Source organism: Thiosulfatihalobacter marinus (genome assembly GCF_016019955.1).
Taxonomy (GTDB): Bacteria; Pseudomonadota; Alphaproteobacteria; order Rhodobacterales; family Rhodobacteraceae; genus Shimia; species Shimia marinus_A.
On sequence record NZ_JAECRZ010000005.1, the window covers coordinates 216,220 to 239,109 of the forward strand.

General features: G+C 63.2%; 19 protein-coding genes. 15 read left to right on the forward strand and 4 right to left on the reverse strand.

Annotation, left to right across the window (positions count from 1 at the left end; genetic code table 11):
* The first annotated feature begins 43 nt into the window (after positions 1-43).
* The 6 genes from I3253_RS10100 (at position 44) to I3253_RS10125 (ending at position 6,321) form a co-directional block, all read left to right on the forward strand.
* Positions 44-958, forward strand: coding sequence for a lipid A-modifier LpxR family protein (locus tag I3253_RS10100; protein ID WP_197917529.1), 915 nt, complete (start codon positions 44-46; stop codon positions 956-958).
* Between the two features lie 107 nt (positions 959-1,065).
* Positions 1,066-2,127, forward strand: a complete 1,062-nt coding sequence (locus I3253_RS10105) for a Hint domain-containing protein (protein ID WP_197917530.1) — start codon at positions 1,066-1,068, stop codon at positions 2,125-2,127.
* A 494-nt stretch (positions 2,128-2,621) separates the two neighbouring features.
* On the forward strand, positions 2,622-3,242 hold the full coding sequence (gene rpsD / locus I3253_RS10110; protein ID WP_197917531.1) for a 30S ribosomal protein S4: 621 nt from the start codon (positions 2,622-2,624) through the stop codon (positions 3,240-3,242).
* Positions 3,243-3,440: 198 nt separating this feature from the next.
* Positions 3,441-4,526, forward strand: a complete 1,086-nt coding sequence (gene hisC, locus I3253_RS10115) for a histidinol-phosphate transaminase (protein WP_197917532.1) — start codon at positions 3,441-3,443, stop codon at positions 4,524-4,526.
* Complete coding sequence (locus tag I3253_RS10120; RefSeq protein ID WP_197917533.1) at positions 4,523-5,446, forward strand: prephenate/arogenate dehydrogenase family protein; 924 nt, start codon at positions 4,523-4,525, stop codon at positions 5,444-5,446. Before hisC ends, I3253_RS10120 begins: the two co-directional genes overlap by 4 nt.
* Before the next feature lie 29 nt (positions 5,447-5,475).
* Complete coding sequence (locus tag I3253_RS10125; protein ID WP_332255711.1) at positions 5,476-6,321, forward strand: extensin-like domain-containing protein; 846 nt, start codon at positions 5,476-5,478, stop codon at positions 6,319-6,321.
* A 59-nt stretch (positions 6,322-6,380) separates the two neighbouring features.
* Here I3253_RS10125 and I3253_RS10130 read toward each other — a convergent pair whose 3' ends face one another.
* Positions 6,381-7,379 (reverse strand): DUF2125 domain-containing protein, encoded by a 999-nt coding sequence (locus I3253_RS10130; protein ID WP_197917534.1) that lies wholly within the window; start codon positions 7,377-7,379, stop codon positions 6,381-6,383.
* A 70-nt stretch (positions 7,380-7,449) separates the two neighbouring features.
* Between I3253_RS10130 and I3253_RS10135 the strand changes: the two genes are divergently transcribed.
* The 3 genes from I3253_RS10135 (at position 7,450) to I3253_RS10145 (ending at position 11,711) form a co-directional block, all read left to right on the forward strand.
* Positions 7,450-7,974, forward strand: coding sequence for a gamma-glutamylcyclotransferase (locus I3253_RS10135; RefSeq protein WP_197917535.1), 525 nt, complete (start codon positions 7,450-7,452; stop codon positions 7,972-7,974).
* 95 nt (positions 7,975-8,069) lie between these two features.
* Positions 8,070-9,308 carry a biopolymer transporter ExbB gene (locus I3253_RS10140; RefSeq protein WP_232237107.1) on the forward strand — a complete coding sequence of 413 codons (1,239 nt, stop codon included), beginning with the start codon at positions 8,070-8,072 and terminating at the stop codon, positions 9,306-9,308.
* A 3-nt stretch (positions 9,309-9,311) separates the two neighbouring features.
* Positions 9,312-11,711, forward strand: coding sequence for a peptidoglycan -binding protein (locus I3253_RS10145; RefSeq protein WP_197917536.1), 2,400 nt, complete (start codon positions 9,312-9,314; stop codon positions 11,709-11,711).
* Positions 11,712-11,724: 13 nt separating this feature from the next.
* Here I3253_RS10145 and I3253_RS10150 read toward each other — a convergent pair whose 3' ends face one another.
* From I3253_RS10150 to gloB, 3 genes are all read right to left on the reverse strand, one after another.
* The gene (locus I3253_RS10150) at positions 11,725-12,687 is read right to left on the reverse strand and encodes a M23 family metallopeptidase (RefSeq protein WP_197917537.1); all 963 of its coding nucleotides are present in this window, start codon (positions 12,685-12,687) and stop codon (positions 11,725-11,727) included.
* Positions 12,687-15,011 carry an ATP-dependent Clp protease ATP-binding subunit ClpA gene (clpA, locus tag I3253_RS10155; protein ID WP_197917538.1) on the reverse strand — a complete coding sequence of 775 codons (2,325 nt, stop codon included), beginning with the start codon at positions 15,009-15,011 and terminating at the stop codon, positions 12,687-12,689. The genes I3253_RS10150 and clpA overlap by 1 nt, the downstream gene beginning before the upstream one ends.
* 247 nt (positions 15,012-15,258) lie before the next feature.
* Positions 15,259-16,026, reverse strand: coding sequence for a hydroxyacylglutathione hydrolase (gene gloB / locus I3253_RS10160; RefSeq protein WP_197917539.1), 768 nt, complete (start codon positions 16,024-16,026; stop codon positions 15,259-15,261).
* 61 nt (positions 16,027-16,087) lie between these two features.
* Here gloB and I3253_RS10165 point away from each other — a divergent pair, with 61 nt between their 5' ends.
* The 6 genes from I3253_RS10165 (at position 16,088) to atpD (ending at position 22,879) form a co-directional block, all read left to right on the forward strand.
* A complete protein-coding gene (locus I3253_RS10165) occupies positions 16,088-16,828 on the forward strand; it encodes a class I SAM-dependent methyltransferase (RefSeq protein ID WP_197917540.1) in 741 nt (246 codons plus the stop codon).
* Positions 16,829-16,848: 20 nt separating this feature from the next.
* Complete coding sequence (locus tag I3253_RS10170; protein ID WP_197917541.1) at positions 16,849-18,141, forward strand: hypothetical protein; 1,293 nt, start codon at positions 16,849-16,851, stop codon at positions 18,139-18,141.
* Between the two features lie 310 nt (positions 18,142-18,451).
* A complete protein-coding gene (locus I3253_RS10175; protein WP_197917542.1) occupies positions 18,452-19,012 on the forward strand; it encodes a F0F1 ATP synthase subunit delta in 561 nt (186 codons plus the stop codon).
* Positions 19,012-20,550 carry a F0F1 ATP synthase subunit alpha gene (gene atpA, locus I3253_RS10180; RefSeq protein WP_197917543.1) on the forward strand — a complete coding sequence of 513 codons (1,539 nt, stop codon included), beginning with the start codon at positions 19,012-19,014 and terminating at the stop codon, positions 20,548-20,550. Before I3253_RS10175 ends, atpA begins: the two co-directional genes overlap by 1 nt.
* A 12-nt stretch (positions 20,551-20,562) precedes the next feature.
* Positions 20,563-21,438, forward strand: a complete 876-nt coding sequence (locus tag I3253_RS10185; protein WP_197917544.1) for a F0F1 ATP synthase subunit gamma — start codon at positions 20,563-20,565, stop codon at positions 21,436-21,438.
* Between the two features lie 16 nt (positions 21,439-21,454).
* Positions 21,455-22,879, forward strand: a complete 1,425-nt coding sequence (gene atpD, locus I3253_RS10190) for a F0F1 ATP synthase subunit beta (RefSeq protein ID WP_197917545.1) — start codon at positions 21,455-21,457, stop codon at positions 22,877-22,879.
* The last annotated feature ends 11 nt before the right edge of the window (positions 22,880-22,890 follow it).

Sequence of the window (22,890 nt, forward strand, 5' to 3'; positions counted from 1 at the left end):
GCTAGGACGGTTGGGCCGTGGGGGCGCAGACCGAGGGTATTTGATGCTTGGCCGTATTGCCTCTTTTGTATTGGCGTTAGCCGTGACCGCCACCAGTTCCATCGCGCAGGAGCGCGAATTTCTGGGCTATGGCTGGCTGTTGACCAACGATCTTATCGGGGACGGGAAGGACCGTTGGCGCACCGGGTCCATCGCCACCAGCCGGGTGTGGGGGCGTGGCTGGGATGGTTCCTTGCCCGGGACGTTCGGTGACATCATCGAATTCCGCTTTGGCGGCGAGATCATCGCGCCGCGCGATCTGGATGACAGCGGTCCCGGCGACCGGCCCTATGCGGGGGCGATGTCCTGGGGCCTGCACACCCATGTCCAGAGGGGCGCGACCTCGATCAGCACCGGGGCGGATCTTGTGGCCATCGGCCCGATGACCGGGCTGGATGATTTCCAGAGCTGGCTACATGATCTGGTCGGCATTCCGGGGCCGTCGGCTTCGGTTCGGGCGGCGCAGATCGCCAATCAGTGGCAGCCGCGCGCGGTGATAGAAATCGGGCGCGATATCGACCTTGGGCCGGGCGGCCGTCTGCGTCCGTTTGTCGAGGGGCGGGCCGGGGACGAGACCCTGTTGCGCGCCGGGTTCGATTTCACATTCGGCGGTTTTGGCAGCGGCGATCTGCTGGTGCGGGACTGGGTCACGGGGCAGAGGTTCCGCGCGGTCGGCGGGCAAGAGCCCGGGGTAAGTTTCGTGGCCGGGGCGGATGTGGCCAAGGTGTTTGACAGCGTGTACCTGCCCTCCAACCGGGGGTTTCAGACCACAGACATGCGCAGCCGCGTGCGGGCCGGGCTGCACTGGCAGGGCGAAAAAAGTGCGATGTTTTACGGGCTTACCTGGCTGGGCGAGGAGTTTGCCGGCCAGTCCGAGGGCCAGTTGGTGGGGTCTGTGACGCTGAGCATCCGGTTCTGAGGCGAATTTGCACAGTCGTTAACTTTTTCAAATCGCCCTCTTTGCAGGGTGATTCGGCTTTGTTAGTGTGCCTGCAATAAAAAGACTAAGAGGCAGGTTATCGGGCAATGGAAACGGGCTTTCGTGGCACGTTTGTCATCTCCTGGTCGCAAACAGAAGTGGACGGTCTTGAGGCCGCACCGGAGCAAACGCTGGAAACAGGCGTGGTGTGGTCCTGGCATGGGGACGCCGTACAGGTGGACGGCCCCAGCGAGCTTTTGCGACTCGATCAGGGGGAAGAAGGGGCAAACATTCGCAAGCGGGCGGCGCGCATGGTGCGCCGTCTGGTCGGGGCGGCAGTGAACGGCACGACGCCGGTTGCCGAGGTCGACGTGAAAGAACCGCTGCTGGACGGCGGTTTCATCGTGACAGACGGGGCGGGCAGCTACACGGCAACGGTGATCGAGGTGCCGGGGACCGCGCCGCTTTTGATGTTTCTGGATGAACTTCCCCCTAAAAACAAGGATTTGTGGGTAGTCCACCACTCGATGGAGGTGTTGGAAAGCCGCAAGGTGACCACGGCTCGGGGCGGGGTGATCTGTTTCACGCCGGGCACCGTGATCGCCACGCCAGAGGGGCCGAAACGGATCGAGACCCTGCGCGAGGGTGACCGGGTGCAGACCAAGGACAACGGGGCACAGGAAGTCTGCTGGATCGGCAGCCGCCGCATGACCGGCGCGCGGCTGTTTGCCATGCCGCGCCTGCGCCCGATCCGCATCCGGCCCGGCGCGCTGGGCATCGAGCGCCCGGATCAGGAGCTGATCGTGTCGCCCGAACACCGGATGCTGGTCAAGGGGCCGGTGGCGCGTGCTTTGTTCAACAGTTCCGAGGTGCTGGTGCGGGCGGAAGACCTGGTGAACGGGCAGACCATCGCCGTGGATCACGCGCTGCGCGAAGTGACCTATGTGCACCTGTTGCTGCCGGGGCATGAAGTGATCTGGGCCAATGGTGTGGAAACCGAAAGCTTTCATCCCGCAAGTGCCGACCTGACGGCGTTGGAAGAGGGCGACCGGGCGCGGTTGCTGGATTTGGCGCCGGAGCTGGAATTTGACCCGCATGGTTACGGTCCCTATGCACGGCGCAATCTGACACGATCCGAGGCAGCGATCCTGCTGCATGATGCCGCCTGAGCCGGCCAAAGGTTAACACGCCGGGCGCCCCGATTCGCATGATCGGGGCGTTTTCGCGGTTAATGGCCTTGTTTTCTGCGCAAACCGGGGGTCGGCATTGCGTCGGTATCACGTCGGCATAGCGGCGGTGCGGCGCGCCCAGACAGGCATGGTTAACGCCTCGGGCGGTGCCGTGTCAGCGGTGCACCCGGCAAATCGGGCAGAGGCCTTGCCAATCCCGATGCCGCCGCAAGAAGACCGGATGAGGCATTTCACGCAACAACCTTGACTCCCCCGTCGGCTGCTGTATACGCGCGGCTTCATTGGTGTTGGTGGCCCTCGCAAGAGGTTGCCTGTCATGTCGGCAAAATCCGGCAAGAGGACAACGCCCTTTTAAACGGCACAAGGCATTCCGCCTGATCGCCCTACGGTCGAGCTGAGACGCGATTTCAGCCCGAAAAGTGGGAACCGGTTTTCGGAACCAGCTGAAATGCCACCCAAAAAGGAGATCAGCCGTGACCAAACGCACGTCTGCCAAGTACAAGATCGATCGCCGCATGGGCGAAAACATCTGGGGCCGCCCCAAATCCCCCGTCAACCGTCGTGACTATGGCCCCGGCCAGCACGGCCAGCGCCGCAAGGGCAAGCTGTCGGATTTCGGCACCCAGCTGCGCGCCAAGCAGAAGCTGAAGGGCCATTACGGCGACCTGACCGAGAAACAGTTCCGCCGCATCTATGCCGAGGCAGAACGTGTGAAGGGCGACACCGGTGAAAACCTGATCGGCCTGCTGGAGCGCCGTCTGGACGCGGTTGTGTATCGCGCCAAGTTCGTGCCGACCGTATTTGCCGCACGTCAGTTCGTGAACCACGGCCATGTGCTGGTGAACGGCAAGCGCGTGAACATCCCCTCTTACCGTGTGAAAGAGGGCGACGTGATCGAAGTGCGCGACAAGTCCAAGCAGATGGCGGCCATTCTGGAAGCCGTGCAATTGCCCGAGCGTGACGTGCCCGATTACATCGATGCCGACCATTCCAAGATGGTGGCGACATTTGTGCGCACCCCAGGCCTGTCGGACGTGCCCTATGCGGTTCAGATGGAACCGAACCTGGTTGTGGAATTCTACGCGAAGAACTGACTTCGCCGCCGATCCATTCGAGTATCCCGGGAAACCCGCTGCGGCTTGCAGCGGGTTTTTCCTTGTCGGCTCTTCAGCCCATGCGGGCTTCCTCGCGAGCGTTGCGCCGATCACGCAGTTCTTGCAAGGCGTCGTTCTGCGCTTTCAAATACGCGGGCGCAGGGCTAAACAGCTTGCGTAGCAGGAGTGTTTTTCAGGATGTCACGTATCAAGCCGCAGCCGGGTATTCTGGACATTGAATTGTATGTGGGCGGTACATCGACGGTGGCGGGTGTGTCCGATGTGGTCAAGCTGTCGTCGAACGAGAATCCGCTGGGCAGTTCGGACGAGATCAAGCGGGCCCATGCCAAGACATCGGTCGGCCTGAACCGATATCCCAACACGGATCATGCCGATCTGCGTGCGGCGATTGCCGAGGTGCACGGGCTGGACGCGGCGCGCGTCATTTGCGGGGTCGGTTCCGACGAGGTGTTGCAATTTGTCACCCAGGCCTATGCCGGGGTGGGCGACGAGATCATCTATACCGAGCACGGGTTTTCGATGTACCCGATCCTGGCCCGTATGGTGGGGGCAAAACCGGTGAAGGTGGCCGAGCGCGAGCGTACCGTGGATGTGGACGCGATTCTGGCGGCCTGCACCAAAAAGACAAGGATCGTGTTCATTGCCAACCCGGCCAACCCGACCGGCACGATGATCGGGGCCAGCGAAGTGGCGCGGCTGGCGGACGGTCTGCCGGAGGGTGCCATTCTGGTGCATGACGGGGCCTATACCGAGTATGTTGACGGGTTCGACGGCGGCGCGGCGCTGGTTGGGGCGCGCGACAACGTGGTGATGACGCGCACTTTTTCCAAGATTTACGGTCTTGGCGGGTTGCGTGTGGGCTGGGGCTATGCCCCGCAGGAGATCATCGACGTGCTGAACCGGCTGCGCCAGCCGTTCAACCTGTCAACCGTGCAACTGGCCCTGGCCGAGGCGGCGGTGCGGGATCAGGCCTGGGTGGACAGGTGCCGGGCCGAGAACGCCAAGCAGCGAGCCTGGCTGGCCGAGGCGCTGGCCGAACTGGGCGTGCCGTCAGACACGTCGACGGCGAATTTCATCCTGGCGCGGTTTGCCGACCGGGCCGAGGCCGAAGCCTGTGACGATTATCTGAAATCCCAGGGTGTGATCGTGCGCCGGGTTGCGGGATACGGGCTGCCCAATTGTCTGCGCATCACGGTGGGCGATGAATCCGGATGCCGCCGCGTGGCCCATGCGATCGGCCAGTTCAAGGACGGCGCGCGATGAGCCGGGTTTATGACCGGGTGGCGCTGATCGGGCTGGGGCTGATCGCGTCGTCGATTTTCTGGGCGATCCGGCGCGGTGATCTTGCGGGGGAGGTGACGGGCTATGCGCGCTCGGGCGCGACACGCGACACCGCGCGCAGGATCGGATTGTGCGACCGGGTCTGTGACAGCGCGGCCGAGGCCGTGGCGGGCGCTGATCTGGTGATCCTGTGTGTGCCGGTGGGGGCCATGGGGCAGGTGACGGCGGACATTGCCGGCGCGCTGAAGCCCGGCGCGACGGTTTCGGATGTGGGATCGGTCAAGCGCGCGGTGATTGACGCGGTGGGGCCGCATCTGCCCGAGGGGGTGCATTTCGTACCCGCGCATCCGCTGGCCGGGACCGAGCATTCCGGGCCGGAAAGCGGCTTTGCGGGGCTTTATGACAATCGCTGGTGCATCATCGTGCCATCGGACCAGAGTACCGACCCGGACGCCGTGGCGCGGCTGCGTGCGCTGTGGGAGGGGATGGGGGCGAATGTGGACGAGATGGACGCGGACCATCACGATCTGGTGCTGGCGGTGACAAGCCATGTGCCCCATGCCATTGCCTATACGATGGTGGGCGTGGCCGATCACCTGCGCCGTGTGACCGAAAGCGAGGTGGTGAAATATTCCGCCGCCGGTTTCCGGGATTTCACCCGGATCGCGGCCAGCGACCCGACCATGTGGCGCGACGTGTTTCTGAACAATCGCGAGGCGACGCTGGATATCCTGGGGCGGTTCACCGAGGAGTTGTTCGTGCTGCAACGCGCCATTCGCATGGGCGACGGCGATCATCTGTACGAGTATTTCACCAGGACGCGGGCCATTCGGCGCGGCATCATCGAGGCCGGTCAGGACACGGACGCCCCCGATTTCGGGCGCGCCGCAAAGCGGCCGTGAGGCGCCGGGCCGGAAATGCGGCCCAGTGTGTGGCCCTGTATGTGGCCCCGTATGTGGCGCTTTATGTGGCGCTGGCGGTTGCCGGGGCGGGCGGTGTGGCGGCGGCCAATGCGCCCGAGCGGTCGCTGCGTCCGGTCACGCGCGAACATGTCTTTCCCCCCGCGCTGCCCAGTTTCGCCCCGGATGAATCGTTGCGCCCGAGGGCCCGTCCGGGGCGCCCGATGCGCAAGGCCAATGCGGCGGCGGCACCGGTTGCTCCGGACCGGGCGCAGGTGTCCGCGCCCCCACCCGCCACCCCTGCCGCCAGCGATCCGGTGCCGCGCAAACGCGGGCTGTTCGGAACCAGCAAGGCGCGGATCTGCGGCGACAAGAACCTTGTCGGCGAGGAGATTGCGCCGGTTCCCGGCCGGCTGCCCGGGTGCGGTATCCCCAAGGATGCCATTCGCCTTTACGAGGTGCGTGGCATCAGGCTGAGCACACCGGCGGTGATCAACTGTTCGGCGGCGCGGTCGCTGAGTCTGTGGGTGGACAAGGGGCTGGAACCGGCGGTGAAACGCTATGGCGGCGGCGTGGTGGAAATGAAAGTGGCGGCAAGCTATGCCTGCCGCACACGCAACAACCGCAAGGGCGCCAAGATTTCGGAACATGGCAAGGGCAATGCCCTGGACCTGCCGGAATTCCGCCTGAAGAACGGCGACACGCTTTCGGTGGCCAGGGACTGGGGCAAGGGCCGCAAGGGGCGCATTCTCAAGTCGATGCACAACAGCGCCTGCGGTCCGTTCGGCACGGTGCTGGGGCCGAATGCGGACCGGTATCACCAGGATCATTTTCATTTTGACGTGGCGCGGTATCGCGGCGGGCCTTATTGCCGGTGAACCGCCGGGCGCCGCCGCAGTATGCCCGCGCGGGCGGCCGTCATCGCGGCGCGGCGCGGTCAGCGCAGGCGGATGACGGGGGCCGGCGCGAAGGGGACCGGCCCGATCCGGGTGCTGCCATTACGGAAGGTCAGGGGAATGTCAAGCTGACGGGCATTGCCCGCGAGCTGCGCCGCCAGGTCCAGGGCCCCTTCGATCGTGTCCAGCACGCCGGGTGACACGCGCCCGGTGGCGCGGGCGACGGCGATGATCTCGCGCCAGTTCACCGCGCGCAGGGTGATGGTGCCCGAAGGATAGCCGAAACTGTCAATCGTCACCCTGCCGGCGGCGTTGAGTTGCAGATCGCCCCAGCCGATTTCCGCCAGCGTGATGTCGATTTCGGTGGGCTGGGGGCGGGCCTGTTCGATGGCGCCGCGGTCCCAGGGTTTGTCGAAGGTCACTGTCATGTCGGCGGCCAGGGTGGCGAGGGTGCGGGGCAGTTGCATCCCCGAGGGCAGGCGATAGGCCACGGGCGGCGCCACATTGGTGGATTGCAGGGCCATGCGATAGGTGGCGGGCGCATCGCCCAGGCGGTGCATGGCCAGCCCAAGTGTTTGCGCCGACATGCGCCAATCCGCCGAAGAGCCGAGGATCATGCCCTCGATGGCCAGATTGGAGCGTTCCAGTGTCAGGGCCGTGTCGGGCCGCAGCACCACCGAGGCGCGCATGTCTTCGGTGCTGACAGTCAGCTTTTCGGTGGGGGTGGACAGAACCTGCTCGGGCGACCAGACGGCGATCACGTGGTTGGGCCGGTAGGACAGCGCGAACAGCTGAAGGAAGGGCATGTCCCAGGCGACACCGCTTGCGGGATCGGCCAGGGTGAGGTTGGTGAAGGTGGTGTCGAACCGGTTGGGAAAGCCCAGCACGCGGCGATCGTCATATTCGGCCACCCAGCCCTGGGCGCGGCGGTCTTCGAACCAGCGGTCAAAGCCGGTGGTCACGCCCCAGTAGCCGGCCAGCCAGTAGCCCGACCACCCGAACGCCAGAATGGCGATCAGCATTGCCAGAAGTTTCATCATGGGGCACCCCTTTCGCACCGCTTCGCAATGGTGTTTAACGGCGCGGCACAGGAAGGACCAGAGGCAGGATATGTGGGTTTTTGGCTACGGATCGCTGTTGTGGAATCCGGGTTTCGAATATCGGGAAAAGACGCTGGCCACGCTGGACGGCTGGCACCGGTCGTTCTGTATGCGCTCGATCCACCATCGGGGGACCGAAGAGCAACCGGGGCTGGTGCTGGCGCTGGACGCGATGGCACAGGCGCAATGCCAGGGGCTGGCGCTGTCTGTGGCGCCCGAGCGGCAGGCGCAGACGCTGGATTATCTGCGGGAACGCGAGCTGATCAGTTCGGCCTATCTGGAGCGGGTGTTGCCGCTGCGCCTGGCGGACGGGCGCGAGGTGGAGGCAGTGACCTATGTGATCGACCCGGATCACGTGCAGTATTGCCATCTGGAGATCGAAGAGCAGGCCCATATCATCGCGCGCGCCGTGGGCGGGCGCGGGCCGAACACGGAATACCTGTGGAACACGGCCAGCCACCTGGCGGAACTGGGCATCGAGGATGCCGAACTGGACTGGCTGTCGGCGCGGGTGCGCGAATTGACGACGAATTAGCCGGGCATGTGCCGCAAGACAGCATAAATCCTTGGCAGTCAAAGACGTTGCCAGTAGGGTGAGCGCAGAAAAAACAAGTGTCAGGAGCAGTCCACATGGACGAGCCGGACCGCAAAGTCGAGCCGCGTTTCTCACAACCCTTCCGTCAGATCGTTCTGATGCTGATCGTGCTGGGGCTGACCGGATTGCTGGTCTATGTCGCGCTGCCGCGCGTCCTGCCGGTATTCATTGCCAATCCCTATCTGAACGGGTTCATCGCCTTTGTGTTCCTGATCGGGGTGTTTGCCTGTTTCGGGCAGGTGTTTTCGCTGATCAGTTCGGTGCGCTGGATCGAGAGTTTCGCGGGGTTGCGCGAAGGGTACGAGGCGCATCAGCCGCCGCAGCTTCTGGCGCCGCTGGCAGCGTTGCTGCGCACGCGGGGCGCGCATAGTCAGATCAGTGCGACCAGCACACGGTCCATCCTGGATTCAGTGGCGACGCGGATCGACGAAGGGCGCGAGATCACGCGATATCTGGTCAACATGTTGATTTTCCTGGGGTTGCTGGGCACGTTTTACGGCCTGGCCACCACGGTCCCGGCGGTGGTGGACACGATCCGCAGCCTTGCGCCGCAGGAAGGCGAGGGCGGTGTCGAGGTGTTTTCGCGCCTGATGAGCGGGCTTGAGGCGCAGCTTGGGGGCATGGGCATTGCCTTTGCCTCTTCCTTGCTGGGGCTGGCGGGATCGTTGATCGTGGGCCTGCTGGAGCTGTTCGCGGGGCACGGGCAGAACCGGTTTTACCGCGAGCTGGAAGAGTGGCTGAGTTCGATCACGCGGGTCGGGTTTTCCTCGGGCGAGGGGGACGGGAGCGAACAGCATGCGGTCGGTTTTGCGTTTGACCACCTGGCCCAGCAGCTGGAGACAATGCAGGAGGCCATCGTCGGCGCGGTGGCGGTGCGCAGCGACACGGACGATCGCCTGTCGCAGCTGGCCGAGGCGATTCACCGCATGACCGACCGGATCGAAACCCAGGCCCCGGCCACGCAGGCGCTGTTGCGGGTGGCGGAGGGGCAGGAATTGTTGCTGCACGAGATGCAGACCCGTGAGGAAGAGGGCGGAATCGACGCCGAAAGCCGGATGCGGCTGCGCTCGATCGACGTGCAGATGCTGCGGATCCTTGAAGAGATTTCCGCCGGCCGGCAGGAGAGCATGAGCGAGTTGCGCAGCGAGCTGGCTGGTTTGCAACGCTCGTTGCGCCAGTTTGGCAGGACGCAGGGCGACGGGCCCAAACCGGTGGGCCGTCTGCGCCGCAAAGCAACGCCGCCAGACAGCGCCGACGGCGGGCAGGAGGGCTGATCCATGGCCCTGTCGCGGCGCACCGGTCAGCGTTTCCAGGCGTCGATCTGGCCCGGTTTCGTGGATGCGATGACCGGGCTTTTGCTGGTGTTGATGTTCGTGCTGACGATCTTCATGATCGTGCAGTTCGTGCTGCGCGAGACCATCACCGGGCAGGAGGACGAGCTGAACGCGCTGGAAACCGAGGTGCTGGCGCTGGCGGAGGCGCTGGGGCTGGAGCGGGACCGCAGCGCGACGCTGGAAAGCGAAGTGGGAGGATTGCGGGCGACGCTGGATGACAGCGAAACCCGGCTGCGCGAGCAGGCGGCGCTGATCGCGGCGCTGTCGGCCGAGCGCGAGGCGCAGGATGCCGCGCTGTCGGCGTCGCGCACGCGCATCACCAGCTATGAGGCGCAGGTCGCGGCCTTGCTGTCCCAGCGGGACGAGGCGCTGGGCACGATTGCCACGCTGGAGGACACGCGCGATGCGCTGAGCGCCGAGCGGGACACGCTGATCGGCGAACGCGAGGCGCTGAACCTGGCGCTGGCCCAGGCGCGCGACGAGATCGACACGCAGACAGAGCAGGCGCGGCTGGCGGCGGCGCAGCGCGAGGCGATGGAGGCACTGATCGAGAGCCTTCAGAGCGACGTGGCCGAAGAGCGCGGCAAGGTGGCCGTGCTGAACCGGGATGTCGCGGAACTCGCGGAAAAACTGACCGAGGAAGAGCAAAAGCGCCTGTTGGAGGCGGCCGCGGCCGAGGCGCTGCGGGCGCGGCTTGAGGATGCCGATGCGGAACTGACGGCGATGACGCTGGCGCTGGAGGCGCAGCGCAGGGAGGCCGAGGAAACGCTGACCCTGTTGGCGGCGGCGCGGGCGGCGCAGGACGATCTGGACCTGAAACTGGCGGCCGCGCTGGTGGAGGGGCAGGATGTTTCCGAAGACCTGACCGACGCGCTGGCAAGGCTGGTGGCCGCCGAGGCGGCGCTGTCGGCGCGGGACGGCGAGCTGGCCAATGCGCGCGCCGATCTGGAGCGCGCGCTGAGTGCCCGCGAGGAGATCGCCGCGCAGCTTGCCCGCGCGGTGCTGGCGCTGGAAGAGGCGGGTGCCGCGGCACAGGCGCGCGACGCGGAGCTGGCTTCGGTGCGGGCCGAGCTGACGGCGGCGTTGCTGGATCTGGACACGGGCAGCGAGACCATTGCCGATTTGCAGGCGCGGCTGGCCGGCGCCGAGGCGGCCAGGGTGGCAGCACAGGCCGCAACCGGAGAGACCGAGACCCGGCTGCAAAGCGATATCGCGGCGCTGGAGGCACAACTGGCCGAGGGGCTGGCGGCGAAACTGGCCGCCGAAACCCGCGCCGAGCGGGCCGAAACCACGGGCGACGGGCTTCAGGCGGCGCTGACAACGCTGGAGGAACGGCTGGCGGCGGCGGTGGCGGCGCAGCAACTGGCCGATGCAGAGCTGATCGCGGCGCGTGACAACGCGACCTCGCTGCGCGAGCGTCTGGGCGCGGCGCTGGCGGCCAAGCTGGCGGCGGAATCCAAGGTGCGCGATGCCGAGGCGGTCGAGCGCCAGCTGGCCGCGGCGCTGGCGGCGAAACAGGTGGCGGAGGGCAGTTCGCAAGAGGCCCTGAGCGCGGCGCAACAGCGCGAGGCATTGTTGCGCACGGCCAACGAAGCATTGGCCCAGGAAGAGGCGCGATCCGCCGAAAGCCTGCGCAAGGTCGAGGCGCTGAACCAGCAGATCGGCGCGTTGCGCGCGCAACTGTCAAGCCTGCGCGCGCTTCTGGACGATTACAAGGCGCGCGATTCGGCGGCACAGGTGCAGCTGGAGGCGCTGGGCAGCGATCTGAACGCGGCGCTGGCGCGGGCGGCGGCGGAAGAGCGCAAGCGGCGGCGGCTGGAAGAGGCCGAACGCAAGCGGCTGGAGGCGGAAAAGGCGGCGCTGGAGGCGCAGACCAAGGATCTGGCGCAATACCGGTCTGAATTCTTTGGCCGGTTGCGGCAGGTTCTGGGCAGCCAGGAAGGTGTGCGGATCGTGGGCGACCGGTTCGTGTTCGCCTCGGAAGTGTTGTTCCCCCCCGGCGGCGCGGAGCTGTCGCATGAAGGCGAGGAGGAGATCGCCAAGGTGGGCTTGATCCTGCAAGGCGTGGCGGATGAGATCCCGGAGGGCATCGACTGGATCATCCGGGTGGACGGGCATACCGATAATGTCCCGCTTTCGGGCGGCGGGCGGTTTGCCGACAACTGGGAGTTGAGCCAGGCGCGGGCGCTGTCGGTGGTGCGCTACATGATCGAAACCCAGGGCATCGCGCCCAACCGGCTTTCGGCCAACGGGTTTGGCGAATATCAACCGGTCGATACCGCCGACACGCCAGAGGCGCGGGCAAGGAACCGGCGGATCGAGATGAAGTTCACCGAAAGGTAGGGCGTTGGCGCGCCTATTGTATTGTTAATTCAATGGTTTGCCTGCCTATCGGGCGGCCTTGGCGGATCAGGGCGACGGTGCCGGTATAGCGCCCGGCTGGCCAGCCGCCCGGCGCGGCGCGCTTGCCGATGGCGCGAAAATACTGGGCCTGGGTTTTTTCAAGGCGGACCGTCCGGGCCATGACCCGTTTGGCGGGCCCCTGTATGGTGATGTCCAGCTGATCCCCGGCGCGGCTGCCGTAGCCATAGGCGAAAAGCACCAGAGCGGGCGCGTCCGGCGGAAGGGTTTCACGGGCGACGGTGCCGGATTTCACCGCGTCAAAGGCAGGAATCGCATCGGTAAATCCCAGCGCGATCAACCCACCGGGCGCATAGGCGATCGGGTTTTTCCAAAGCGGGGTGCCGGACCCGCCGCAGGTGGCGCCCGCGCCGGGCGCGAACGGATCGACCACCGCGCCATCGAGGCGTACGGAAAGCTCCAGATGGGGAAATTGTGTCTGGCCGGACAGACCGACCAGGCCAAGCAGATCGCCGGATTTCACGGACTGACCCTGCTGTACCGTCAGGCTGCCGCGCTGCATGTGGCAATATTGCGTGACCCAGCCATCGCCATGATCGATCACCAGCCCGTTGCCGCATTCACGGCCCTTGATCTGGTCGGCGTTTTCGGCGGTCATGATGCGGTCCGCCATGCCGTCGCGCATTCCGGTGACGATCCCGTCCGCCGCCGCGCGCACCGCCACCCCGCCCTGCATCGCCGCCAGCGATGTCAGGGCGATGTCGGTGCCCTTGTGGCCGTCATAGGTGAGCGGGCCGCAGGTGAAATCCAGCGCATCGGGCCCCGGATCGCGATCGACATAGTTCTGGACAAAACAGCTTTCGCCCGGCGTGCAATCCAGCGGCAGGGACAGTTCCGGCGCCCCGGTGGCGGTGCTGGCCGCCAGGGCGCCGACAAGGGCTGCGGCCCCAAGCCGCATTATTCCGCGGTCAGCAGGGGCGGCTTGTCGCCGGTAAGGCGGGGTTTGTCGGGGCCGGTAAGATCCAGCACCAGAGCGCCGTCTTTGACCTTGACCTTGACGACACCGCCCTTCGTCAGTTTGCCGAAGAGAAGTTCCTCTGCCAGTGGCTTCTTGATGTGTTCCTGGATGGTGCGGCCCAGAGGACGCGCGCCCATCTTTTCGTCATAGCCACGGTCCGCCAGCCATTCGGCGGCGGCGCGGGTCAGTTCGATGGTGACATTGCGGTCCAGAAGCTGGGCTTCGAGTTGAAGCACGAATTTCTCGACCACTTGCAGGATGACATCCTTGGGCAGGGGCGCAAAGGAGATCACCGCATCCAGACGGTTGCGGAATTCCGGGGTGAAGGTGCGTTCGATGGCGGCGGTATCCTCGCCCTCGCGCCGGTCGCGGCCAAAGCCGATGGCGGATTTGGCCTGTTCGGTGGCGCCGGCGTTGGAAGTCATGATCAGGACCACGTTGCGGAAGGATACGGTGCGCCCGTTATGATCGGTCAGTTCGCCGTGATCCATCACCTGCAACAGGATATTGTAGACATCCGGGTGCGCCTTTTCGATCTCGTCCAGCAAGAGCACGCAATGGGGATGCTGATCCACGCCATCGGTGAGCAGACCGCCCTGATCAAAGCCGACATAACCCGGCGGCGCGCCGATCAGGCGCGAGACCGCGTGTTTCTCCATGTATTCGGACATGTCAAAGCGCAGCAGCTCCACACCCAGCGTATCGGCCAGCTGTTTGGCGACCTCGGTCTTGCCGACACCGGTGGGGCCCGCAAAGAGGTAGTTGCCGATGGGTTTTTCCGGCTCGCGCAGCCCGGCGCGGGCCAGTTTTATGGCAGAGGACAGCGCCTCGATGGCGGCATCCTGCCCGAACACCACGCGCTTGAGCGATTTTTCGAGATCCTTGAGCACCTCGGCATCGTCCTTGGACACGCTTTTTGGCGGGATGCGGGCGATCTTGGCGATGACGCCCTCGATTTCCTTGACGCCGATGGTCTTGCGCCGCTTGGAGGCCACAACCAGATGCTGGGCGGCGCCGGCCTCGTCGATCACGTCGATCGCCTTGTCGGGCAGTTTGCGGTCATTGATATAGCGGGCCGACAATTCGACCGCCGTCTTGATCGCGTCGGCGGTGTATTTCACGGAATGATGCGCCTCGAAATACTCCTTGAGGCCCTTGAGGATCTTGATCGTGTCCTCGACCGTGGGTTCGTTCACGTCGATTTTCTGGAACCGGCGCGACAGGGCGCGGTCCTTTTCGAAATGCTGGCGGAACTCCTTGTAGGTGGTGGAGCCCATGGTGCGCAGCTTGCCGCCTTGCAGGGCCGGTTTGAGCAGGTTGGAGGCATCCATCGCGCCGCCCGAGGTGGCCCCCGCTCCGATCACGGTATGGATCTCGTCGATGAACAGCACTGCGTCGGGGTGTTCTTCCAGTTCGTTCACGACGGCCTTGAGCCGTTCCTCGAAATCGCCGCGATAGCGGGTGCCGGCCAGAAGCGCGCCCATGTCGAGCGAAAAGATGGTGGTGTTGGCCAGCACTTCGGGCGTGTCGCCCTTGACGATCTTGCGCGCCAGCCCCTCGGCGATGGCGGTCTTGCCGACGCCGGGATCGCCCACCAGGAGCGGGTTGTTCTTGCGGCGGCGGCACAGCACCTGGATGCAGCGCTCGACCTCGTGATCGCGCCCGATCAGCGGATCGACCTCGCCCTGCGTGGCCTTGGCGTTGAGATCGACGCAATATTTGGCCAGCGCGCTTTCCTTGGCCTCGCCCTCGACCTGGGCGCCGGCCTGTTCTTCCGGCTCGTCCTGGGCACCGGTGACGGGGCGCGCCTCGCCAAAGGCGGGATCCTTGGCGACGCCATGCGCGATATAGTTGACCGCGTCATAGCGGGTCATGTCCTGTTCCTGGAGAAAATAGGCGGCGTTGGATTCGCGTTCGGCAAAGATCGCGACCAGCACATTGGCGCCCGTCACCTCGGTGCGGCCCGACGATTGCACGTGGATCGCGGCGCGCTGGATCACGCGCTGGAAGGCGGCGGTGGGCACCGCCTCGGAGCCTTCGATATCGGTGACGAGATTGGACAGGTCGTCATCGATGAATTCGATCAGCGTGCCGCGCAATTCGTCAATATTGACGCCACAGGCCTGGAGCACCCGCAGCGCATCCGGTTCTTCCAGAAGCGAGAGCAGGAGATGTTCCAGCGTTGCAAATTCGTGGCGCCGCTGATTGGCCTGGGCCAGCGCGGCGTGGATGGCTTGTTCTAGCGTGTTCGAGAATGAAGGCACTGCTCTCGTGCTCCTTCCGGTTCTGGGTCGCGGCAGGGGGGTAAAGCCCCACCCACAACATTGGCCTCATAGTCTTAAAGTTTGGTCGATCTGTGCCGGTCTTCAAGGACTTTCTGCAACTTGACACTCACATTTATCGTGATCTGACGTGAACGCGCGTCAAAAAGCGGGCGGTTCGAGGGGGAAACCGGCGGAATTCGCAGGTGTCCATGGAATTTCGAGTTGCCGTGCCTCGCCGCCGCAAGGTTCAGAAACTGTCCTTGCGCCGGCGGATTTCGGCAAACACGTCCACCGGCTGTGCCCCTTGCATGCCCACGGCGCGTTGCACCGCCGGGTCGTGGCCGCGCAGGAACGGATTGGTGGCCAGTTCCTCGGCCAGGGTGGATGGCACGGTGGGGGTGCCCGTGGCATTGGCGGTGGCAACGGCGGCGACGCGGGCCTGAAGCGCGGCATTGTCGGGATCGACGGTCAGGGCAAACCGGCCATTGGCGGCGGTATATTCATGGCCCGAGCAGACGAGGGTATCAGCAGGCAGGGCCGCCAGTTTGGACAGGCTGTCAAACATCATGTCGGGCGTGCCTTCGAACAGGCGGCCGCATCCCAGCGCCATCAGGCTGTCGGCGGTGAACACGGCGCCGGTATCGGGGAAATAGAACGCAATGTGGCCGACGGTGTGACCGGAAACATCGATCACATGGGCCTCTTCGCCACCGATCGCGACGGTATCGCCTTCGGTGACGGCGGTATCGAGCGCAGGCAGGCGGGAGGCATCCGCCGCGGCGCCGACCACTCTGGCGGGGTGGGCGGCGAGGATGTCGGCCAGCCCATCGACGTGATCCCAGTGATGGTGGGTCAAAAGAACATGCGACAGGCGCCAGCCGCGCGACCGGAGCGCGCCCAGGATGGGGCCGGATTCGGGCGCGTCGAGCAGCGCGGTATCACCGCTTGCGGTGTCGTGGACAAGGAAGGCGTAATTGTCGGCAAGGCAGGGGATGGTGACGATCTCAAGGGGCATGGAAATTCGCCTGTTCGTTGTTATGTTGATCCCAGCTTTGCCGATCACGGGACCGGGCGCAATGCATCTTGATGTGCAGGACTTACGGAACTTTTACTACCGCAGCACGCTGGGGCGCGCGGCGCAGAAGGCCGTGCGCGATGAAATGCTGGAGCTGTGGCCCGAGGCGGCGGGCCAGACCGTTGCGGGGTTCGGCTTTGCGGTGCCGCTGTTGCGCCCTTACCTGGCCGATGCGCGCCGGGTGATCGGGCTGATGCCCGCGCCGCAGGGGGTGATGCCCTGGCCGGCGGGTATGAAGAATGTCTCGGTTCTGTGCGAGGAAACCTGGTGGCCGCTGGACACGGGGAGGGTGGACAAGCTGGTGCTGATGCACGGGCTGGAGACCAGCGAGCGCCCGTCGGATGTGCTGAACGAGGCGCATCGGGTGTTGGGGCCGGGGGGCAAGGTACTGTTCGTGGTGCCACACCGCGCCGGGCTGTGGTCGCGCAGCGATGCGACGCCGTTCGGATACGGGCGGCCCTATTCCGCGGGGCAACTGGAGACCCAGTTGCGCCGCCACGGGTTCATGCCCGAGCGCCACCGCGCGACCCTGTACCAGCCGCCGTCGCACAAACGGTTCTGGCGCAAATCCGGCGTGGTGCTGGAGAGTTTCGGCAAGACGATTTCGCCGGTTCTGGCAGGCGGCGTGTTGATCGTGGAGGCCAGCAAGCGGGTGCATGCCCCCAGCGGACCGGGGCTGCGCGAGGCGGTGAAAAAGCCGCTCAAAGCGCTGGCGCCCAAGCCGACGGCGGAGCCGGTGTGACCTGAAAGTGAATAGCGAAGATGGTTTTCTGGCGAAAAGAGTTTGGCAACGACGACATTGAGTTTGCGCTTGAGAAACTGAGGGCAGCCAGAAACTTCGACCGTGACGGAAAAGTTTCGCTTTCCGTCGGTTTTGCCGACTATTGGCAGAGTTACTTGGACTCTGCTGCAGCGTTTGATGCGCCAACCGATATTGTGCGACATAAGGCCTTGCAGAGAGCTTTGTTTTCCTCTGATTTGGTTGCCGATTTCACGCACAAGGATTTTCGCGCGCAGGTTCTGAAGGCACGAAACGCGCTGCTTTGCGACCAGAAGGATTTTCGGGTCGCCTTTCCAGTGTGGAACCTGCCGACATTTATTCCAAAGATGGTGAAGTTGGACGGCGCAAACATCAGCTTTTTCCCGTCGAAGAACACTGCGACTTACAAGCAGATAGCATCCGTTCGAAAAGAACAAAGACGAGACTACGATTCGTTTTTTGACGATGAGAAACGCCAAGAGATCGAAAGCTGCGATTTGGTTCTAGTCAGGGTGTCTGGCATCAATTCGGCCGACGCGTATGAACGAGCTTACTCAGCGCTGTCTGCGGTGCTGGGAACCGCAAATCTGGTTCTGAACTATGGGCAGGGCTGGAGGTTTTCGTCGCGAGAAAGGGGGAAGCTGCCAGTCAGCTCGGTTCTGATTGCTCCTCATTCGACGACTCATCATCTGGATGGATCAATAACGCATGATGGCCTTTGGCACGACGAATGGGTCGGAGGCCCGGAACCCAGATCACACTCAGTGGAGCAGCTGACTATTCTAAGCAAGAACTTCAACGTGTTTTGGAACGCGGCGAAATCGTCAAAGTGGCGCCGACGGTCGCTGGATGCATTGTCTCGTTATCATTCGGCATTTGCGCTGCCAAATCTCGAACAGTCGTTTTTTGAGGGCTGGAGGTTGTTTGAGGCGATTTCAGGTGGAAGGGACACACCCTACTTCAAGCGGATTCAAAGAGGCGCCAACGTTTTTGAGCAGGAACGGGAACTCCGACTGTTGGGCAATCACCTCGTCACGCGGCGCAACCTGATTTCGCATGGTCACGCAATCAGACGGGACGATAGCGAAGATCTGGCATTTCAGATGCACCGCTTCACCGCCCCCTTACTGGAAAAGTTTCTGCTCAATGGGTTCAAGTTTTGCTCAGTAGAAGAGTTTTGGGAGTTCTTGGATGTGCCAGGAGATCCAAGCGTTAGAAGGGCTGAGCTGGTCAAAATCGAACGCCGCCGACACCTGTTGGAATGCGCCGCGAGGTTTCGGGGGCAAGACACGTGAAATAGCCGTCGGATAACTGTTTCCGCTAACACAGCCACTCCAGTTGATGCGGGAATCGCAAAAAACGCGCCCCTGAGAGACATTTTTTTGACCCCCCGTCGCGCGCAAAGGGTCGCACCCGTGGCAACGCCTTAAAAACAAGGGGTTTTGCCGGAGCCGGGAATAACTCAAACAATGTTGCCCGCCGCGCAAGCCTCTGCTACACCCGCCTCGGATTTGACTGCCCTGTTTCAGACAGGGCCACGTAACGCCCCACGGTACTGCATACAATTGTATGCCGTCAGCGGGGCCAGAAAGCGGAAGGGTGGACGTGTCCGAACCAGCTTCGATCTCCTCTGGCATTGCCAAGCGCTATGCCGCCGCGGTCTTTGAGATCGCGCAAGAGAACAAGTCGCTTGCCAAACTGGAAAGCGGGCTTGATGACCTGAGTGCCGCGATTGCCGAAAGCGCGGATCTGCGCACCCTGATTACCTCGCCGCTGATCAGCCGCGAGGAGCAGGGCAAGGCAATCGCTGGCGTGGCCGACAAGATGGGCCTTCAGCCGGTGCTGAAGAACGCCCTGGGCCTGATGGCCGGGAAGCGGCGCCTGTTCGTGCTGCCCCAGCTGATTGACCAGCTGCGCGCCATGATTGCCGAAGACAAGGGCGAAGTGACCGCCGAGGTCGTGACCGCCAAGGCGCTGACCAAGACCCAGAGCGACAAGCTGGCCAAGACGCTGGCCGAGCGCGTGGGCAAAACCGTCAAGATCAATGCGACCGTCGACGATGCCCTCGTTGGCGGTCTCGTCGTTAAAGTGGGCTCGAAGATGATCGATACGTCGATCCGCTCCAAGCTCGCGTCCCTCCAGAATGCAATGAAAGAGGTCGGATAATGGGTATCCAAGCAGCCGAAATCTCTGCGATCCTTAAGGACCAGATCAAGAACTTTGGCCAGGAGGCCGAAGTGGCCGAAGTTGGCCGTGTGCTTTCCGTCGGCGACGGTATCGCGCGCGTCTACGGGCTGGACAATGTCCAGGCCGGCGAGATGGTGGAATTCCCCGGTGGCATCATGGGCATGGCCCTGAACCTGGAAAGCGACAACGTGGGTGTCGTGATCTTCGGGTCGGACCGTGACATCAAGGAAGGCGACACCGTCAAGCGCACCAACTCGATCGTGGACGTTCCGATCGGTGACGGCCTGCTGGGCCGCGTTGTCGACGGTCTGGGCAACCCGATCGACGGCAAGGGACCGATCGCATCCACCGAGCGCGGCGTTGCCGACGTGAAGGCGCCGGGCATCATCCCGCGTAAATCGGTGCACGAGCCGATGGCAACCGGCCTGAAATCGGTTGACGCCATGATCCCGATTGGCCGTGGCCAGCGGGAACTTATCATTGGCGACCGTCAGACCGGCAAGACCGCCGTGGCGCTGGACGCGATCCTGAACCAGAAATCCTATAACGACGCCGCCGGCGACGACGAGAGCAAGAAGCTGTATTGCGTTTATGTCGCAATCGGTCAGAAGCGTTCGACCGTGGCCCAGCTGGTCAAGAAACTGGAAGAATCCGGCGCCATCGACTATTCGATCGTTGTGGCCGCCACCGCGTCGGACCCCGCGCCGATGCAGTTCCTGGCGCCCTACGCCGCAACCGCAATGGCCGAGCATTTCCGTGACAATGGCCGCCACGCGCTGATCATCTATGATGACCTGTCCAAACAGGCCGTGTCCTATCGTCAGATGTCGCTGCTGCTGCGCCGCCCGCCCGGACGTGAAGCCTATCCGGGTGACGTTTTCTATCTTCACTCGCGTCTGCTGGAGCGTTCGGCCAAGCTGAACGAGGATTTCGGCGCCGGCTCGCTGACCGCGCTGCCCGTCATCGAAACCCAGGGTGGTGACGTTTCGGCCTTTATTCCGACCAACGTGATTTCGATCACCGACGGCCAGATCTTCCTTGAAACCGAACTGTTTTACCAGGGTATCCGCCCTGCCGTGAACACCGGTCTGTCGGTGTCGCGCGTTGGGTCGTCGGCGCAGACTTCGGCGATGTCGTCGGTTGCCGGTCCGGTGAAGCTGTCGCTGGCCCAGTACCGCGAGATGGCGGCCTTTGCCCAGTTCGGTTCCGACCTTGACGCCGCCACCCAGAAGCTGCTGAACCGGGGCGCCCGTCTGACCGAACTGATGAAGCAGGCGCAGTATTCGCCGCTGACCAACTCGGAAATCGTGTGCGTCATTTTTGCCGGTGTGAATGGCTACCTCGACAAGATCGAAGTGTCGGACGTGGGTCGTTTCGAGCAGGGTCTGTTGCAGCACTTGCGTGGCAAGCACGCTGACCTGCTTCAGTGGATCACCGACGAAGATCCCAAGATCAAGGGTGACGCAGCCGATAAAGTGAAAGCAGCACTCGACGAATACGCCGCTGATTTCGCGTAAGGGGCCTGACAGATGCCAAATCTCAAGGACCTGAAAAACAGGATCGAGAGTGTGAAGAACACTCGGAAGATCACTAAGGCCATGCAAATGGTTGCCGCGGCGAAACTTCGCCGCGCGCAGGAAAGTGCGGAGCAGTCACGCCCCTACACAGAACGGTTCAATGCCGTGCTGGCCGGTCTGGCTGCTTCGGTTGGTGGATCGGATTCCGCGCCCAGGTTGCTGAGCGGCACGGGCAAGGACAATGTTCATCTGCTGGTAATCATGACGGCCGAACGCGGCCTGTGTGGTGGTTTCAACTCGAACATTGCCAAACTTGGCCGTGCGCGGGCTCAGGAACTGTTGGCGCAGGGCAAGACGGTGAAAGTCTTTACCGTTGGCAAGAAAGGCCGTGACAGCATCAAACGTGAACTGGGCGAGCATCTTGTGGGTCATGTCGACCTGTCTGATGTGAAGCGTGTTGGCTATGACAACGCGCAGGACATCGCCCGTGATCTTCTGACCCGTTTCGACGGCGAAGAGTTCGATGTGTGCACGATCTTCTATTCGAAGTTCGTCAACGTTGTGACCCAGATCCCGACAGCACAGCAGATCATCCCGGCGTCGTTTGACGAGGCCGGGGATGCGGGTGAGAGCATGTTGTATGACTACGAGCCCAGCGAAGAGGCCATTCTGGCTGACCTTCTGCCGCGCGGCGTGGCAACACAGATCTTTGCGGCGTTGCTGGAAAACGGCGCATCCGAGCAAGGGTCGCGGATGTCCGCTATGGACAATGCGACGCGCAATGCTGGTGAAATGATCGACAAGCTGACCATTCAGTTCAACCGCTCGCGTCAGGCTGTGATCACCAACGAGCTTATTGAAATCATCTCGGGCGCGGAAGCGCTCTAAGTACCGGAGACGAAACATGGCAAACGCAAAAGGCAAAGTGACTGCTGTCATTGGCGCCGTTGTGGATGTGCAGTTCGAGGATGACCTGCCGGAAATCCTGAACGCGCTGAACACCGAAAACAATGGCAAGAAACTGGTTCTGGAAGTTGCCCAGCACCTGGGCGAAAACACTGTTCGTACCATCGCTATGGACGCCACCGAAGGTCTGGTGCGCGGACAAACCGTGGAAGATACCGGTGTTCCGATTTCGGTTCCGGTTGGAAACGGCACATTGGGCCGCATCCTGAACGTCACCGGAGATCCCGTTGATGAAAAAGGCCCGGTCGCCACGACTGAATCGCGCCCGATCCACGGCGAAGCCCCGGCGTTTTCCGAGCAGTCGACGGCGACGGAGATCCTGACCACAGGGATCAAGGTGATCGACCTTTTGGCGCCCTACACAAAGGGTGGCAAAATTGGTCTGTTCGGTGGCGCCGGTGTTGGCAAAACCGTTTTGATCATGGAACTGATCAACAACATCGCGAAGGTGCACTCTGGTGTGTCCGTGTTCGCCGGTGTTGGTGAGCGGACCCGTGAAGGCAACGACCTGTATCACGAGATGATCGAATCCGGCGTTATCGTTCCCGACAACCTGGAAGACTCCAAAATTGCACTGGTCTATGGCCAGATGAACGAGCCTCCGGGTGCGCGTATGCGTGTCGCCCTGTCGGGTCTGACACTTGCGGAGCAGTTCCGTGACGATACCGGTGCCGACGTTCTGTTCTTTGTGGATAACATCTTCCGCTTTACACAGGCCGGTTCCGAAGTTTCGGCTTTGCTGGGTCGTATCCCTTCCGCCGTTGGATACCAGCCAACACTCGCAACCGACATGGGCGCGATGCAGGAACGCATTACATCGACAAAATCGGGTTCGATTACCTCCGTGCAGGCCGTCTATGTGCCCGCGGATGACCTTACCGACCCTGCACCGGCGACTTCGTTCGCGCACCTAGACGCGACAACCGTTCTTGATCGCGCGATTTCGGAAAAGGGTATCTACCCTGCTGTGGATCCGCTTGGCTCGACTTCGCGTCTGCTTGATCCGCTGATCATCGGTGAGGAGCATTACAAGGTTGCTTCTGACGTTCAGCAGATCCTCCAGCGTTACAAGTCGCTTCAGGACATCATCGCCATCCTCGGCATGGACGAACTGTCGGAAGAAGACAAGCTGGCCGTGGCCCGCGCCCGTAAGATCGAGCGCTTCCTGTCGCAGCCGTTTGACGTGGCCAAGGTGTTCACCGGTTCGGACGGCGTTCAGGTTCCGCTGGAAGATACAATCGCGTCGTTCAAAGCCGTTGTGGCTGGCGAATACGATCATCTGCCCGAAGCGGCCTTCTACATGGTTGGCGGCATCGAGGAAGTGATCGCCAAAGCCGAAAAGATGGCTGCTGAAGCGGCCTAAGGAGGCCCGTA